The 12,761-nt window shown below is 60.1% G+C and carries 24 protein-coding genes; 9 read left to right on the top strand and 15 right to left on the bottom strand.

What is annotated here, in order from left to right; genetic code table 11:
- Positions 1-57: 57 nt before the first annotated feature.
- Both LDH74_RS26125 and LDH74_RS26120 read right to left on the bottom strand, forming a co-directional pair.
- On the bottom strand, positions 58-831 hold the full coding sequence (locus LDH74_RS26125) for a hypothetical protein (RefSeq protein ID WP_226043464.1): 774 nt from the start codon (positions 829-831) through the stop codon (positions 58-60).
- On the bottom strand, positions 824-1,033 hold the full coding sequence (locus tag LDH74_RS26120; RefSeq protein ID WP_226043463.1) for a hypothetical protein: 210 nt from the start codon (positions 1,031-1,033) through the stop codon (positions 824-826). Before LDH74_RS26120 ends, LDH74_RS26125 begins: the two co-directional genes overlap by 8 nt.
- A gap of 146 nt (positions 1,034-1,179) precedes the next feature.
- On the opposite strand from LDH74_RS26120, the gene LDH74_RS26115 reads away from it, so the two are divergent.
- A complete protein-coding gene (locus LDH74_RS26115; protein WP_226043462.1) occupies positions 1,180-1,332 on the top strand; it encodes a hypothetical protein in 153 nt (50 codons plus the stop codon).
- A gap of 74 nt (positions 1,333-1,406) precedes the next feature.
- Here LDH74_RS26115 and LDH74_RS26110 read toward each other — a convergent pair whose 3' ends face one another.
- Genes LDH74_RS26110 through LDH74_RS26075 form a run of 8 tightly spaced genes read right to left on the bottom strand, consistent with a single transcriptional unit; the run spans position 1,407 to position 5,534 of the window.
- Complete coding sequence (locus tag LDH74_RS26110; protein WP_226043461.1) at positions 1,407-1,718, bottom strand: hypothetical protein; 312 nt, start codon at positions 1,716-1,718, stop codon at positions 1,407-1,409.
- Entirely contained in the window at positions 1,711-1,935 is a 225-nt protein-coding gene (locus LDH74_RS26105) for a hypothetical protein (RefSeq protein WP_226043460.1), read from the bottom strand. The genes LDH74_RS26110 and LDH74_RS26105 overlap by 8 nt, the downstream gene beginning before the upstream one ends.
- Positions 1,928-2,320: a hypothetical protein gene (locus tag LDH74_RS26100; protein ID WP_226043459.1), complete on the bottom strand. Its 393-nt coding sequence runs from the start codon at positions 2,318-2,320 to the stop codon at positions 1,928-1,930. Before LDH74_RS26100 ends, LDH74_RS26105 begins: the two co-directional genes overlap by 8 nt.
- The gene (locus tag LDH74_RS26095; RefSeq protein WP_226043458.1) at positions 2,313-2,639 is read right to left on the bottom strand and encodes a DUF3307 domain-containing protein; all 327 of its coding nucleotides are present in this window, start codon (positions 2,637-2,639) and stop codon (positions 2,313-2,315) included. The genes LDH74_RS26100 and LDH74_RS26095 overlap by 8 nt, the downstream gene beginning before the upstream one ends.
- Entirely contained in the window at positions 2,632-3,294 is a 663-nt protein-coding gene (locus LDH74_RS26090; protein WP_226043457.1) for a hypothetical protein, read from the bottom strand. The genes LDH74_RS26095 and LDH74_RS26090 overlap by 8 nt, the downstream gene beginning before the upstream one ends.
- Entirely contained in the window at positions 3,281-3,433 is a 153-nt protein-coding gene (locus LDH74_RS26085) for a hypothetical protein (RefSeq protein WP_226043456.1), read from the bottom strand. The genes LDH74_RS26090 and LDH74_RS26085 overlap by 14 nt, the downstream gene beginning before the upstream one ends.
- Complete coding sequence (locus tag LDH74_RS26080; RefSeq protein ID WP_226043455.1) at positions 3,430-3,756, bottom strand: hypothetical protein; 327 nt, start codon at positions 3,754-3,756, stop codon at positions 3,430-3,432. The genes LDH74_RS26085 and LDH74_RS26080 overlap by 4 nt, the downstream gene beginning before the upstream one ends.
- The gene (locus LDH74_RS26075) at positions 3,756-5,534 is read right to left on the bottom strand and encodes a DUF87 domain-containing protein (protein ID WP_226043454.1); all 1,779 of its coding nucleotides are present in this window, start codon (positions 5,532-5,534) and stop codon (positions 3,756-3,758) included. Before LDH74_RS26075 ends, LDH74_RS26080 begins: the two co-directional genes overlap by 1 nt.
- Positions 5,535-5,625: 91 nt before the next feature.
- On the opposite strand from LDH74_RS26075, the gene LDH74_RS26070 reads away from it, so the two are divergent.
- The gene (locus LDH74_RS26070; protein ID WP_226043453.1) at positions 5,626-5,928 is read left to right on the top strand and encodes a hypothetical protein; all 303 of its coding nucleotides are present in this window, start codon (positions 5,626-5,628) and stop codon (positions 5,926-5,928) included.
- A gap of 59 nt (positions 5,929-5,987) precedes the next feature.
- On the opposite strand, the gene LDH74_RS26065 is transcribed toward LDH74_RS26070, so the two are convergent.
- The 4 genes from LDH74_RS26065 to LDH74_RS26050 form a co-directional block, all read right to left on the bottom strand.
- Positions 5,988-6,209 (bottom strand): hypothetical protein, encoded by a 222-nt coding sequence (locus LDH74_RS26065; RefSeq protein ID WP_226043502.1) that lies wholly within the window; start codon positions 6,207-6,209, stop codon positions 5,988-5,990.
- Between the two features lie 5 nt (positions 6,210-6,214).
- On the bottom strand, positions 6,215-7,144 hold the full coding sequence (locus LDH74_RS26060; protein WP_226043452.1) for a hypothetical protein: 930 nt from the start codon (positions 7,142-7,144) through the stop codon (positions 6,215-6,217).
- Between the two features lie 197 nt (positions 7,145-7,341).
- Positions 7,342-8,001 (bottom strand): HNH endonuclease, encoded by a 660-nt coding sequence (locus LDH74_RS26055; protein WP_226043451.1) that lies wholly within the window; start codon positions 7,999-8,001, stop codon positions 7,342-7,344.
- Positions 7,994-8,356 (bottom strand): hypothetical protein, encoded by a 363-nt coding sequence (locus tag LDH74_RS26050; protein ID WP_226043450.1) that lies wholly within the window; start codon positions 8,354-8,356, stop codon positions 7,994-7,996. The genes LDH74_RS26055 and LDH74_RS26050 overlap by 8 nt, the downstream gene beginning before the upstream one ends.
- 237 nt (positions 8,357-8,593) lie before the next feature.
- Here LDH74_RS26050 and LDH74_RS26045 point away from each other — a divergent pair, with 237 nt between their 5' ends.
- From LDH74_RS26045 to LDH74_RS26020, 6 genes are all read left to right on the top strand, one after another.
- Positions 8,594-8,881 carry a hypothetical protein gene (locus LDH74_RS26045; RefSeq protein WP_226043449.1) on the top strand — a complete coding sequence of 96 codons (288 nt, stop codon included), beginning with the start codon at positions 8,594-8,596 and terminating at the stop codon, positions 8,879-8,881.
- Positions 8,878-9,372 carry a hypothetical protein gene (locus LDH74_RS26040; RefSeq protein WP_226043448.1) on the top strand — a complete coding sequence of 165 codons (495 nt, stop codon included), beginning with the start codon at positions 8,878-8,880 and terminating at the stop codon, positions 9,370-9,372. The genes LDH74_RS26045 and LDH74_RS26040 overlap by 4 nt, the downstream gene beginning before the upstream one ends.
- Complete coding sequence (locus LDH74_RS26035; protein ID WP_226043447.1) at positions 9,372-9,788, top strand: hypothetical protein; 417 nt, start codon at positions 9,372-9,374, stop codon at positions 9,786-9,788. Before LDH74_RS26040 ends, LDH74_RS26035 begins: the two co-directional genes overlap by 1 nt.
- The gene (locus tag LDH74_RS26030) at positions 9,788-10,135 is read left to right on the top strand and encodes an SWIM zinc finger family protein (protein ID WP_226043446.1); all 348 of its coding nucleotides are present in this window, start codon (positions 9,788-9,790) and stop codon (positions 10,133-10,135) included. The genes LDH74_RS26035 and LDH74_RS26030 overlap by 1 nt, the downstream gene beginning before the upstream one ends.
- Positions 10,132-10,371, top strand: a complete 240-nt coding sequence (locus LDH74_RS26025; RefSeq protein WP_226043445.1) for a hypothetical protein — start codon at positions 10,132-10,134, stop codon at positions 10,369-10,371. The genes LDH74_RS26030 and LDH74_RS26025 overlap by 4 nt, the downstream gene beginning before the upstream one ends.
- Before the next feature lie 162 nt (positions 10,372-10,533).
- Positions 10,534-11,265, top strand: a complete 732-nt coding sequence (locus tag LDH74_RS26020; protein WP_226043444.1) for a DUF4352 domain-containing protein — start codon at positions 10,534-10,536, stop codon at positions 11,263-11,265.
- On the opposite strand, the gene LDH74_RS26015 is transcribed toward LDH74_RS26020, so the two are convergent.
- Entirely contained in the window at positions 11,266-11,601 is a 336-nt protein-coding gene (locus LDH74_RS26015) for a hypothetical protein (protein WP_226043443.1), read from the bottom strand.
- A 907-nt stretch (positions 11,602-12,508) separates the two neighbouring features.
- Here LDH74_RS26015 and LDH74_RS26010 point away from each other — a divergent pair.
- Positions 12,509-12,721 carry a hypothetical protein gene (locus tag LDH74_RS26010; RefSeq protein WP_226043442.1) on the top strand — a complete coding sequence of 71 codons (213 nt, stop codon included), beginning with the start codon at positions 12,509-12,511 and terminating at the stop codon, positions 12,719-12,721.
- The last annotated feature ends 40 nt before the right edge of the window (positions 12,722-12,761 follow it).

Genomic DNA, 12,761 nt, shown 5'->3' with positions numbered 1-12,761 from the left:
GATGTCTAAGTGATGTGGATAACTGACTCAGATATCTTAGGCGTCTAAGTTACGAGTCTAATTTTTCGCCTCCGGGTTGGATGTATTGTATCCCCATCGAACTAACTGATCAACGACGGAGCCTGGATCTCGCATAGCGGCTAATAAACAAGCTTCGCGAAGATCCGCCCGATAGATATTTTCACCTAATCGGTCTTCAATCGTGTTCTGAAACTCAACCAGTTGGCGGGCGGTCTCTTTCTGCATATGGAGTTGTTTCGTCACATCCCGATCTTCAACCGCCGACCCCCGCCGATAGATCCATGGGATAGACACGTTTTCTGGATCCATCTCCGTGGCCGGCTCAGAGTTTGCATAGTCGATAAGAGTAGTCCAATGCTCAGAAAGGTGGTGAAGGCCAGTTTTCGATAGGCTTCCGCTGATCACATCGAAACTGAACTGGCCCGACTCATGCGCAGCGACACCGATAACAGGGCCATGTGCAGACGCACCCTCCAGTAAACTGTCGTTCTCATCAAAAAGATAGTCTGCTGCCACGAGAATAGGTTGACAGTCTGCAGCAGCATAGTCCCTCAGCTGCGACGGGGAACCGACTGAGTCTCCAAGGGTGGTTTTGACCTCGAAGGCGTACTTTGCAGCCGTCTCAACGCTGTAGTCGTTCTTCTTGATTAGCATCACGTCAACACGGCGCTCCCGACCGTCAACTGTTACCTCTGCTTCCTCACGGACCTCGACGTTGGTCCCACTCTCCTCGAATCTCTCAGAATACGACTGAAGTGACTCGAGTAGGGCACGCTTCAGTACGTCGTGGTCAATTGCCACTTCAGTCATCCTGACCACCATCGACCTTGCAAACAACCTCCTGTAGCTCCTCGAGGAGATCTTCGTGATGCTCAGCGAGATGTTCGACGTCTTCCCGGAGCTGGCCATCGATCCGAGAGCGGACCCTCGAGATACTCTCATACTTCCGCTGGTCGCCGTTCTCTCCCGCGATATTCGCCCGTTCGGTCTCTGTCAGTAGCGCTCGTACCATACAGGTTGCTATTATCTGCAACCACTAAAGGTTGCTGGTATGCTGCAACGTTGCAATATATAACAAGTATTAAGAGGGTATAGTGCATACTACTGAATGTAGGAGGAAGCGCGGACGCGTGAAATCCTGCGGAGGTGAGAAAGAAAATGAACGAAATATGCGATCGGTGTGGGTTCGAAAACGATCCGTTCCGCGACGTGCGCTTCTGGGCTGGTAACTGGGAAGCGCCTGCGGGTGCGGACGTTGACACCTACAACCTGATCTGTGACGACTGTCACGCCGACCTCGAGCGCAACTAAAAGTCGGCGTCAACACTCCATATTTCTTCGGGTGTGGCGTCGGCACCTGCGATCTCGCGGATAGGAAAAGGCAGTCAGTCGCGATCGGCTTCGGCTTCGAACTCGCGTTCCTCGAGCACGTCGACGACGTCCTCTGTGTGGAGATGGACGCGTCGAAACACGGTCCGGTCGCCATCCGAATAGAGCCGTTCCTGCTCGAGCGTTTTCTCATCGCGATCGTCGTCGACGACGCCACGCGAACGGAACGCGTAGGCCTGCGTCGTCCCATCGCTGAAGTGTGTCGCCCGGATCGACCACTTCTCGTCGTCCCAGCGCTCGCGAGCAGCGGCCTCGAGGCGCTCGAGCGTCTCCTCGCGGCCGTCCAGTTCGTGGTCACCGTCAGGCATCGGGCTCTCCCCCCTGTTGCTCGTCGTCCTCATCGTCCACCTGCACGACCTCTCGAGACTCGCGACCGGCCTCAGTGTCCGGCCAGTCGCGCCGTTGATACTCGCCGGCGTGTTCGCTGTTGACGTGATCGCGGAGCTCCTCGATGTCGTCAGTCGTGAACGAGCAGTCGTCCGGCGAGGGGCAGGACCAGCGGTCGCTCGAGTCGGTGTCAGTCATCGCGACCTCGTTCCTCGAGATATTCCTCGATACGCTTCTTGGTCGGCACGACCGGCTCGATCATGTCGCCAGGGACCACCGTTACGTCGATGCCGAGCGTGTTCTCGAGTGAGGCCTCGTACGCACACCGGCAGTAAATATCGGCCTTGACGTAGATCTCGTCACCGAGAACGACCTCCTCAATCAGGTAGTATTTCGACCGTTCGTCGATCGTGTCGTGGATATCCTGTAGAATCTGACGCGCCTCGTCGCGCTCGACTTCGATCTCGTGCACGTCGAGTGTCGTCGCGTCCCGGATCTCGCGTCCGGACGCCAACGGCTCGACCGATGCCGTATCGATGCGCTCGTATCGCCAGGTGAGTACCGGCGGAAGGGCGTCATTCATGGTCTACTACCTCGAGAGCAACGGCGAGAGCGATTAAATGCAACGCCTGGTCGTACCAGATCGGGACGGCGTCGTTCCACCGTCGGGAGTCGACCACAAAGTGTGACGCCCACAGGATCGCGAGGAACGCCGCTGTGCGTCGTCGCGACCAGCCGGCCCCGATGACCGGCGGTAGAAACGCGGCCGTGTAGACCGTGACGTGGGCTGCTCGAGCGAGTCGTGAGTCGAACTTCTCGGCTGCCATCCAGTCCGATTGTAAGGGGAAGTCGCCAGCAGCGTGGGCAGCGAGGAACGCGAGAGCGTGGCGATCGTCAGTCATCGCGACCACGCTCCGTGACCCACAGTCGCCCCATCGGTGAGAGGCACGGCTGCATCCGATTCCCTCGCTGGACGCGTTCGATATACCCTGCATCCTCGAGTTTCTCGGCGTTGTACTGAACTTTGCTCCGGAACGAGTCTCCGAGATCTCCGTCGACCATTCGATGGGCGAGTTGGCTGATCGACCCGACGCCCTGGTTCTCCGCGAGCGCCTCGAGGACCTCAACTGCCGTGTCCGACAGCTGTGGATCCGCGACGAGCGGGAGTTGATCGTAGCCGCCGGTGGTCGCCTGGTACGCGTGGATCCGCGATCGTGCAGCTGGCCGTTCGGCCGCGATGGTCGAGGCCGCCGTCGCGATCGCGTACCCGGACTCGGTCGCGTTACACCAGACGCGGTTGTCGGCGTCGAGTTCCTCCCGGATCGTGTCGGCGACCTCGAGGTACTGATCGTCGAACGAGTCGGCAGCCGTCCGACTCGTGACGACGCCCAGCAGGTCCTCGAGATAGCGATCGTACTCGTCGGTCGATTCGGGGTCGGTCTCAACGATCCGGACGCGGTCGGCTGGGAGTCGGTCCTGCGTGATCGGGAGGATCGTCTCGGTCGCACCCTCGCCGATCACGATGACGTGGACGGCCTCGGTGTCAGTCACCGCCATCACCCATCCAGCTGAGGGCCGCGTCGAGATCGTCCCCATCCGCGGTACGACCTTCGACGGCGTCATCGATTCCCTCGAGGACGCCTTTCGGGACCAGAAGCGTTCCATCGTCGTCCCGCGGAAGTTCACCGTCGGTCACAGTCGATCAACCTCCTCGAGGGCGATCGCCGGCTCGTCGAGGACCGCGTCGACGCGGATCGAGGCGACGCGCCCGGCCATGTGATGTTGCAGATCGACCGTTCCGTACCGATCCTCGTAGTGACACCGGCAGATCGTCTCGTCGTGGATCACGGCCTCCTGCTGGAGCAGTGCTCGAGCGAGGTCGACGGTCCCGGTCACGCGGTAGAGTTCAGTGCGGTTCTCAGTCCGACTCGCGTAGAAGACATCGCCGTCGTGCGCGAAACGGTCGACGAACCGGATGTCGGGGAGATCGCCGGCCGAAGGCTGGGTAGCGACGCCCATCACAGATCCTCCATCAGCTGCTCGGTCTTCTCGCGCTCCGCTGCGGCCTTCCGAACCGATTCAATTCCATCGGTATTCAGGTCGACCATCATCTCGCCGTCGCGCCGGTCCTTCGTGACGATCTTTCGGCGCTCGAGTTCTGAGGCGGCCTTCGAGACGTCGGTCGTCGTCGATACGCCCAGCCGTTCGGCGACGGATTCGTAGGAGACGGGGCCGTTCTCGGCGATGATCCCCGCGAGGACTCCTTTGACGTAGCGCGGCGACGCCGAACACTCCTCTTTCGCGGCCTCGAGCGACGCCTGGACCGCGTCCACGTTCAAGAAGTCCTCGTAGGACTCGAGACGCTCGTCGATCTCGGCGTCGGTCTGGGCCCGAAGGCGCTCGTTCTCTGCCTCGAGGTCGTCGATCCGCTCGCGGAGTCGGTCGACGTCAGCGCTGTCGGCCTCGTGGTCGCCCGCAGCGGGCGACGGTACCGTCGTCTCGACCTCCACGCCCAACACGTCACGGGCCTCCTCGAGTCGCGTCTCGATCTGCTCAGCGCGTTCGATGCGATCCTCGGCGACCTGCAGCCGGTCGACCTCGCGCTCGAGTTCGTCGACGCGATCGCGCAGCTGGTCACGCTCGTCGACGACGTCTTCGAGGCGTGACTCGAGGTCGCGGATCTCCTCGTTCTTCGCCTCGATCTGGGCGTCGAAGTCCTCGGGGACCGCCTCCGTGTCGCCGCCCTGTTGCAGTGCGTTGGCCATCTGCTGGGCTGCATCGGCGATGTTCTGCTGGTTCTCGAGTTCTGCTTCGAGCTCTGCGATCCGCTCGTCCTTCTCGTCGAGGCGCTCCTCGAGGCGGGCGACCTCGTCACGGCGCTGGTCGGCCCGGTCGGAGATTTCCTCGAGCTCGCCGAGCAGGCCCTCGTCGAGCCCCTTCAGTTCGGGGCGCTCAACGGACTCGAGGCCGGGCGTCGCGCCGGCATCGAAGGTCCGCTTCCGTCGCATCTGGACGCGCTCGACGTCGGCCTCTCGCCAGTCGGCCTGGAGGAAACCCTCCCCGTCCGCAAGGTCGCCGACTGCGTCCGCGGTGTCGCCGTCGACGACGCGCCGGACAACTTTCGTGTCGTTGTCCCAGGTGAGTCGATGCCAGAGCAGCCAGTTCGCCTGCGTGATGAAGTCCTTCTTGACGTCGGCGGGGCGCTGGCTGATCCCGGCGATCCCGAGGCCATGCTTCCGACCGCGCTTCGAGATCTTGATCAGCATCTGCCCGACGTCGTCCAACCCGCCGCCCTCGGGAACGTACTCGTGGATCTCCTCGACGACCAGCAGGAACGGCGTCTTCAGCTCCTTTTCCCGAGTGAAGAGTTCACGAGCTGTCTCCCGGATCAGGTTGTTCGCGACGTCCTCCTCGAGGTAGCCCGAGACGTCGAGGATGATCGGGACACCGTCCTCGAGGGCGAGCTGGGCGAGCCGGCCGGCGTGTTCGGGCCCGACCTGGATGTCCGCCTGCTCGTCAGCGCCGGCGTGCAGGATCTCGTACTGCTCCTTGAGGCCGTAGTACTCGCCGTCCGTATCGACGATCAGCACCGGGTAGCCCGCCTCGAGGAGTTCCTCCGCGACGACGCTCGCCGAGTTGGACTTCCCAGAGCCCGACTTCCCGGTCACGAACGCGCGGCCGGTGAGTAGTTCGACGATCGGGAGCTCGACCGCGGCGCCGTCGACGGTCTCGCCGATCGTGATCGTTTCCTTCGTTTCGGTGGCGGTGTCGCCGCCGTCGGTTTCAGCTGTGCTCATGCTGATACACTCCGATTGTGCGCCGACCGGCATACTGAGGGTTTGAGGGCCTGTACGCCAGGTTTTTGGTTCGGGGGCAGTTGGCCATAGTATGGAAGCAGTTACATTCACAGATGATGCGATCGTGGTTGAAGCTGGCTCGTGGGCTGAACCGCTCGCCCGGGCCGCGAAGGGGTTGGACCTGCCAAAGGAGTACTGGAGCTATCTCGGACAAGAACTGATAGAGGCCGGTGAGGGATTGGCAGAAGCTTTTGATCCCCTGACCTGGGTATTGGCTCAGGTTGCTGTTATCGCCCTGCTCTCTGCTATGCAATATTCGATTGTCATTCAAAAGAGCATCAGCGCCGCTGCTGAATTGGGTGTCACTGCAACGGCAAAATTGAGCAGCGAGTGAGGCGCGACACCGGTTCTGCTTAATTCCACCTATAACGCTCAAGGACTGATCGCTCTCGGTCATAGCGCAACACCTTCTACGCGGTTTCGGTTCCGGATGCTGTGACAGTCCGAGCAGAGCATGACGTGCGGGTGGTCACAGTCAGGACCTGCTCGGTCCGGGAGATCGTACTCTTCGCGATGGACGTCGTCCCGCGAGAGATCGAACGCCTTCCCGCAGAGCGTGATGCCGCGAACGCCCTCGAAATGTGTCCCCCAGCCGTCATTCGCCCGGATAATCATCGTCGTCACTCTGGATCACCGTCCTCGTGGACGACCGCCATGACCGCCTCGAGCACCTCCTCCCGAACCGACTGCCCACGAGTCACCCAGTAGTCCGCGAGTTCCCGGAACGTCTCGGCTGGGATCTCGCAGCCGGCCGCTGTCGGATGTCCACCGCCGCCCAGCTGGTCGGCGATCTCGTGGCACCGTGCGAACGTCTCGCGGTCGGAGTGGCTGTAGATTCCCAAGCCGCCGTGGGTCTTGCAGATCACTGCGATGTCGTGACCCATCTCTTCGACGAGGTCGTTCCCGATCTGACTCGAGCGACCGCCTCGGATGTACGTGATCCCGACCGAGTAGCCACCGACCCCGTACGAGGATCGATTCTCGATCGCGGCCTGCTCAAGCTCCCGATCGCGCTCGAGGCGCTCGTCGATTCGGTCGTCAACGCTGTCGGGCCAGTCGACGCCGTGTTTCAGGACCGTGTCGATGTACTCGTCGACGTCGGCGATCGTCGCGAAGACGTTGAGCCGCTCCGAGCGCGGATCGTCTCGGATCCAGAGGTCGATATCCTTCGTGACCTCCGCGAGCTCCTGCAGATACGGATCGAAGTCCGCAGGGATACCGCCGCCATCGTAGTGCTGTCCGAGGTCGCGGGCCAGCAGCGAGGCCGCGCACTCGTCTTCGTCGACGACCAGTGTGACGCCGGCGCGCTCGACCGCGTCGCGGGCGTCGTCGCTCCACTGGTGGTGATCGTACCAGATGACGTCAACGCCGGCCTGCTCGAGCGGGAGCAGGTGTGCCTCAATGTGGCGGTCGTTCGCTGCCAGGTCCACGATGTAGACCGTCGTGTTCGAAGTGACGTCGCCGGCGAGGTCGTCCAGGGCGTCGCGGAGACCGTAGGCCCCGTGATAGCTCACGGGGAGGACGACCGTATCAGGGCCGCAGTAGTCCACGACCAGGGCGGCGCTGGAATAACCATCTGCGTCCGTATGGCTAAGAACCACTGTAGATGGCGTGTCCGACAGTTTCCGCCGAAACTCCTGCCGGGTTTGGTCCCTTTCCACCGAATCCGGAATGATGTGTTCTGGCTGGGGCGTCTGTACCCATTCATCGCGGCTGAGATTCTCTCGGCTGAATAGTTTGTCGTCAATCATGGTTCGACGTGTGTCCAGATGTTCTCTCGTCCGATTTCGCCGATGTTCGTCTTGTGAACACCATACTCTCCAGCAAGCTGCCGTGGGTGGATCCCGTCGGCCAGCTTTTGTTTGATCTCCCTAACTTCATCGTCGGTCAACTTCGCCGACGGATTCTTTTCGCCAACTGCGTCTGGTTCAGGGTGTCTCTCCCGATCCCACATATCCTGCATATTGTCGGATGCGTCGCCAGCGTAGAGGTGCTCAGGATTGACGCACTTTCGATTATCGCAGTGGTGAAGGATCATCTGGTCTCCCGGGTCGCCGTTCTCGAGTGTGTATGCAACCCGTTGCGCGTTCTGATACCTACCCTCGAAATAGATCGAGCCATAACCAGTTGAAGAGAGTGCCGCAGTCCACTCCCAACACTCGTCATGGTCACCGTCATTGACCTTACTCCAAAATCGTGTCTCGGTGTCGGCTTGACGTGGCTTCTTAATGTCGAATCTCCGGCACCACTCAATTACAGTCCGGCGGTGGCATCCGAAGAGTGCAGCAACCTCCCTCTGCATCAGGTCGTGCTCGATGTAGAGTAACCAGAGGAGGTCCTTGTCGCGCCATGGCTTTTCCTCAACAGACTGTACGTGAATATCGCCGCCGGACTCCACCTCAATCATCGATATCACTGTCTGAGATCGCTTCTTGCGCTCGCTCGAGCGCTGCGCGTGCCGCGTCTGGATCGCCGCGTTCGAACGCTGCTTCGATCTCATCCAGAGCGTCGGCAACCGTCTCGAGTTGGTCGCGTTCGGGCGCACCAATCTCGTCACGCCCCTTATCTGTGAGTTCGTAGAGGCCACCGCCGATATTCTCGACAAACTCGGCCGCGTTGAGTAGTTGGAGCCGGTTCTGTACATATTGCCGAGAGTAATCCAGCTTATCGGCGAGATTCTGCGGCGAATTTCGCCCTTCGGTAAGTGTGTTGAGGATTAACCCGTCGGCGTCGTTGGGTTCGTGGGCCATTTTCAGGTTCATTTCTCTGCCCTCGACTTGACTATGCTCCTTGACGGATTAAATGTTTGGTATAGCTAATACGCGTGTACTTGACGAAGCAAACATTTATAGTAATGGAGCCTGTACTGTTGAGTAAGCACGGAACGCCTCGGAGAATCTGAGGCCGGTGCTGAAGACACCGACCCCGTGCTGGAAACCAGCAATGAACGATCAAACGCGAACCCTCGAAACGGTTTCGGAAGCACAGGAGGCCGACCAATGACGCGCAAATGTAAACAGTGCGGGCAACTTACGGGCCCGAACCGCCGGATCTGCCACGACTGCTCCCTCGAGAACCGCCACGGCGTCCCCTCGGATCACTTCGAAGACGACGAAGACGATCAAGAGGACGGCGTCGAGACGAAGCGCGTCGAGTGTACCGCCTGCGGAACGGAGTACGACCACGACGGTGACTGTGCCTGCCCCGACTGCGGGGCACGGCGACGACGCTACATCGGGCCGATCGGCGGGCAGGCAGTTGCGACCGATGGGGGTGTGGACCAATGATGGTCCGCGACTACGATCACGTCGCGCAGCGCGCAGAGGCGCTCGAGCGCGAGGGCGCGAAGGAGATGCGGAAGCTGGCCGAGGCCAAAGCCACATGTGGTGCAGAGCACGTCGACGGCACTGACGGCTCGGAGATCATCGTCGCACCGGACGACGGCCTGCGTGCTGACGGGGGTGAGAAACGAGACAGTCCCCAGCCGATCGGCGTCGGCGATCACGTCCAGGACGAACAGAATCCAGACGCGACGATGCTCGTGGTCAACCTCGACACGCTCCAGGCCGACGCCTACGAGCTCGAGGACGGCCTGACCGTCGCGGACGTCAATACGGAGTACCCATCGAATGACGACGTCGTCGAAGTCGTCTACCCGCAACGGACTGATCTCAATCTCGAGGAGAAGAAACGATGCGCGTTCCCGAAGAGTCGGCTCGAGGTCGAGAACCGCGTCCACGATCGCGACGGTGCCGGCGACGACGGAGGTGAGGAGTAATGCAGGCCCGGAAGCGACTCAACGAACTCGCTCACAAGCGTGCGGACGCGTTCGACGCAACGATCTGCCACAACAACGTCTACGAGGCAGTCCAGGGCCACCATGATCACGGGGCCGGCCTTGAACGGTACGTCTCGGTTACGGAGGAGGTCTACGAACTCTCGGCCGACGAGGATCTTGATGACCGCCGACTGGACATCTTCGGCGCTGCGGAGGAGATCAACGACCACATCGATGACGTCGTCGACGAAGTCATCGCCGCCGCACTCGTAGATCTGCTCGAGGTCGTCGACGACTGGGACGATGCTTGGAGCGACGACGAGATCGCGGACGCGAAATGCGAGGCCCGCGACTGGCTGCAGGGCCATTCCGAGGCCGCGAAGCGCGCCGGCGTCTGGGAAGAGGTGACCGCGTGATGGCGGCCGCCGAGTCCGCCCACGATCCTGCAGCCGGGATCGACGAGGCAACGCTCACCCGCGATCGTCGCGCGGCCGAGCAGCCTATGGGAATCTGGCAGATCGCCGAGGACCTCTGGGGCGTCGGCTCTGGCAGTGGTCCGAAGTACTCAGAGTACCTGGTCGATCTTCGCGAAGGGCGATGCACGTGCGACGACTGGCGCTATCGCGGCGAACCCGGCAGTGGGCAGATCGCCCGGTGCAAGCACGCAAGCCGTGTCCTCCAGGCGCTCGGTCGGATCGAACCGCCGGTCGACGCCAACGCGAGCTCGGAGCTCGAGGCCCAGCGCTCGAGGTGGTCGGCGTGAGCATCCAGACTGCAAACCTCGAGGCGGCCGCCGAAGCCTTGCCCAGGCACCCGACGGTTCACGATGCCCGCCTCGTCGATCGGCGCGACTACGACGGTCGACGCGTCCTCGAGATCGTGCTGGGTCCGGAGGTCGACCGTGTCCCGCCAGGCGTGCTGCGGTCGCTAGCCGAATCGGACTGCGGGATCGAAGCAGTGCAGCAACAGGGCGCGTTCCTGATCGCCGTCGTGACGTAGTCGGACGTTTGTTTTCTCGCGGTGTGTTTCAGCGGACACCGGATACAGCTGTGTGTTCAGTCTTAACCAACGCTCGAGAATAATCGCGGATCGTGTTGGTTAAGATTGTAACTGTCTTGGACTATCCAGAACATTTACCAGTTGCAGTGCAAATACCTGCTCGTGAAACTAACATTCAAATCGATACTGGGGTACTTGCTCGGCATTCCGATCTTGCTGTTCGGAGTGCTCGCGCTGGTCACAAGCGTGATCGGTGGGGTCGTGCTGATCGTTGCCGGCGTCATCGCAGTCCCGAAGACACGGCGGGTGTTGCAAAGCAAGACGGGAATCGAATTTTCGACAGGGGCAGCAGCGGGGATCCCGACAATCCTAATCCTAATCGGGATTGTCGCGCTCGCGATGGCCACTGCTGGGACGACTAGTGCACCCGGTGGAGAGGTTTCGAACGTCTCGGTCGAACACCAGGGCCTCAATACCGATGCCGATCAGCCCACACACCAGCTTGGTGTGACGTACAATACGCGCGCTCAGTCTGCAGTGAATCCAGATCCGGACTCGATGTCGCACTACTCGAGCGACGATGGGCAGAAGTTCCTTGTCGTCCGAATGGAGATCGAGAATCGTGGAGATGGTGAGACCGAACTGACGCCACGACTCTTCCAGTTCGAGTCTGACGGTGTCGTCTACGACTACCAGGGCCTGTTCGGGAGTAGTAATGGGCTTAGTGGCGTCTCGCTTCAATCCGGTTCTACGTACCAAAGCTGGGTCGTTTTCTCGCTCCCAGAGGATGCTACCCAGGGCACACTACGTGCAAACAATGAAGCATACTACGACGAGACCGTGTCGGTCTCCTTCGAGCACGACGGGTCGATGCCGATCGAGATGGGGACATAGTCATTCTTCATCGTCGACTTTCGGCTCGAGCTCGTCCAGCTCCTCGAGCGGGACGTCGTCGTTCATGACTCGCTCGCCGAACTCGGTTAGCCGATACTCCCCTTCGCCGGTCTGCTCGACCAGACCGTACTCGACGAGGACCTTACAGCGGCCACTGGCGTGTTGTCGAGAGTAACCCGTGTTGAGGTTGATCGTTCGTGGCGTCTGAATCGATGGGCGCCCACGCCGATCGCGAGCTGAGTAGAGAAACTCGAGGATAAGCGCATCGGCTGCCACCATCCAACTTACCTGCCGATGCATTTCGGGCTCGTCCGACCCGTTGGCCGAGTTAGCCATAATATTGCTGATTGGCTCATTGAACGTACATATGCACCATTAGAATGCTGTACGTACTTCACAGCGTACGTACGTATAACTCTGTCAACACTCGGCAATATCACTTTTATGACTGTAGTTTGCACCTACTGGCGATGCCCAATGGATTCGATTGACGGGATACAAAGTCAGGAAGGTTGGACAGTCACTTTCACTTTCACTCCGGCATCCACGAGCCTTAAATACGGTATATATCGACCACCTGTATATGTTCAGAGTTGATACCAGTGATCCTCAACAGAAGTGGCGCTGGGTTTGTCCGAGCCCGAAGCGTCACGCTAACTGGCGAGTCACCGACGGCAAATTCGAATGTCGATCGTGTGGCTGCACGTACGATGAGCTGGTTAACAACGAGACCGGCGATCGGGTCGCTCGAGACGAGATCGAATTCGTCGGCCCAGACGCCGATTCAAAGGGCCAGTTCGGGAAGCCGACGGTAGGAGGACGATGATTACGCTTCAAAACAGACTGTCTGTGCAAAAAGGCGCTACTCGCCCGTGGGAGAGGGTCCATCGTGCGGCGATTTTCGCAAGCGGATCTCATCGCCGAACATATCGGCCACGATCTCGAGTTCGTCGCCCTCTTCGAACCCCACGGACTGTAGGATCTCATCTGGAATCGATACCACAGTACTTCCACCAGATGCTCGAAGATCCCGAGTCGCGTGAATGGTCTGGTTCTCTCGATCAATCTCCACTTTCCGTCCCATGGGGGGTACTTGCTGACTCTTACTCATGTATCTTCCTCAGTTCGTATATCACAACGCAGAATGATAAGTGTTAGGCACCGTGGCAAGGTCAGAGAGAAATAAGATTTAGACTCAGTGCTACCAAAGAGACTATTATGAACCAAAATAAAGTGAATGTTGATGAGTAGAGGGACAAATGAAGCAGCAGACAAGATCTGTCGAGAACGCCCGATCCGGAGTGGTGGTGGCGGAACGAGCGTCATCACCATCCCGCCGATTATCTTCGAATTCACCGAGTTCGGTGAAGAGGACGAGATCGAACTCGAGGCCGACATCGGCGGCGACGAGATCGTGCTACGACGGCCCGACACAGACGAACAGAACGAGAATTAGCCCTGTCCTGCGCGACCGGAATCGCTTGGTACCCGAGGCC

The sequence above is a fragment of the Natrinema sp. DC36 genome, from assembly GCF_020405225.1.
Lineage (GTDB): Archaea > Halobacteriota > Halobacteria > Halobacteriales > Natrialbaceae > Natrinema.
Note: the sequence above shows the minus strand (reverse complement) of the source record. Positions and strands in the feature narration are given on the sequence as shown.

Coding starts and splice junctions, on each gene's coding strand:
- LDH74_RS26125 (WP_226043464.1), bottom strand. CDS start 831: ATGACTGAAGTGGCAATTGACCACGACGTACTGAAGCGTGCCCTACTC.
- LDH74_RS26120 (WP_226043463.1), bottom strand. CDS start 1,033: ATGGTACGAGCGCTACTGACAGAGACCGAACGGGCGAATATCGCGGGA.
- LDH74_RS26115 (WP_226043462.1), top strand. CDS start 1,180: ATGAACGAAATATGCGATCGGTGTGGGTTCGAAAACGATCCGTTCCGC.
- LDH74_RS26110 (WP_226043461.1), bottom strand. CDS start 1,718: ATGCCTGACGGTGACCACGAACTGGACGGCCGCGAGGAGACGCTCGAG.
- LDH74_RS26105 (WP_226043460.1), bottom strand. CDS start 1,935: ATGACTGACACCGACTCGAGCGACCGCTGGTCCTGCCCCTCGCCGGAC.
- LDH74_RS26100 (WP_226043459.1), bottom strand. CDS start 2,320: ATGAATGACGCCCTTCCGCCGGTACTCACCTGGCGATACGAGCGCATC.
- LDH74_RS26095 (WP_226043458.1), bottom strand. CDS start 2,639: ATGACTGACGATCGCCACGCTCTCGCGTTCCTCGCTGCCCACGCTGCT.
- LDH74_RS26090 (WP_226043457.1), bottom strand. CDS start 3,294: ATGGCGGTGACTGACACCGAGGCCGTCCACGTCATCGTGATCGGCGAG.
- LDH74_RS26080 (WP_226043455.1), bottom strand. CDS start 3,756: ATGGGCGTCGCTACCCAGCCTTCGGCCGGCGATCTCCCCGACATCCGG.
- LDH74_RS26075 (WP_226043454.1), bottom strand. CDS start 5,534: ATGAGCACAGCTGAAACCGACGGCGGCGACACCGCCACCGAAACGAAG.
- LDH74_RS26070 (WP_226043453.1), top strand. CDS start 5,626: ATGGAAGCAGTTACATTCACAGATGATGCGATCGTGGTTGAAGCTGGC.
- LDH74_RS26065 (WP_226043502.1), bottom strand. CDS start 6,209: ATGATTATCCGGGCGAATGACGGCTGGGGGACACATTTCGAGGGCGTT.
- LDH74_RS26055 (WP_226043451.1), bottom strand. CDS start 8,001: ATGATTGAGGTGGAGTCCGGCGGCGATATTCACGTACAGTCTGTTGAG.
- LDH74_RS26050 (WP_226043450.1), bottom strand. CDS start 8,356: ATGAACCTGAAAATGGCCCACGAACCCAACGACGCCGACGGGTTAATC.
- LDH74_RS26045 (WP_226043449.1), top strand. CDS start 8,594: ATGACGCGCAAATGTAAACAGTGCGGGCAACTTACGGGCCCGAACCGC.
- LDH74_RS26040 (WP_226043448.1), top strand. CDS start 8,878: ATGATGGTCCGCGACTACGATCACGTCGCGCAGCGCGCAGAGGCGCTC.
- LDH74_RS26035 (WP_226043447.1), top strand. CDS start 9,372: ATGCAGGCCCGGAAGCGACTCAACGAACTCGCTCACAAGCGTGCGGAC.
- LDH74_RS26030 (WP_226043446.1), top strand. CDS start 9,788: ATGGCGGCCGCCGAGTCCGCCCACGATCCTGCAGCCGGGATCGACGAG.
- LDH74_RS26015 (WP_226043443.1), bottom strand. CDS start 11,601: ATGGCTAACTCGGCCAACGGGTCGGACGAGCCCGAAATGCATCGGCAG.
- LDH74_RS26010 (WP_226043442.1), top strand. CDS start 12,509: ATGAGTAGAGGGACAAATGAAGCAGCAGACAAGATCTGTCGAGAACGC.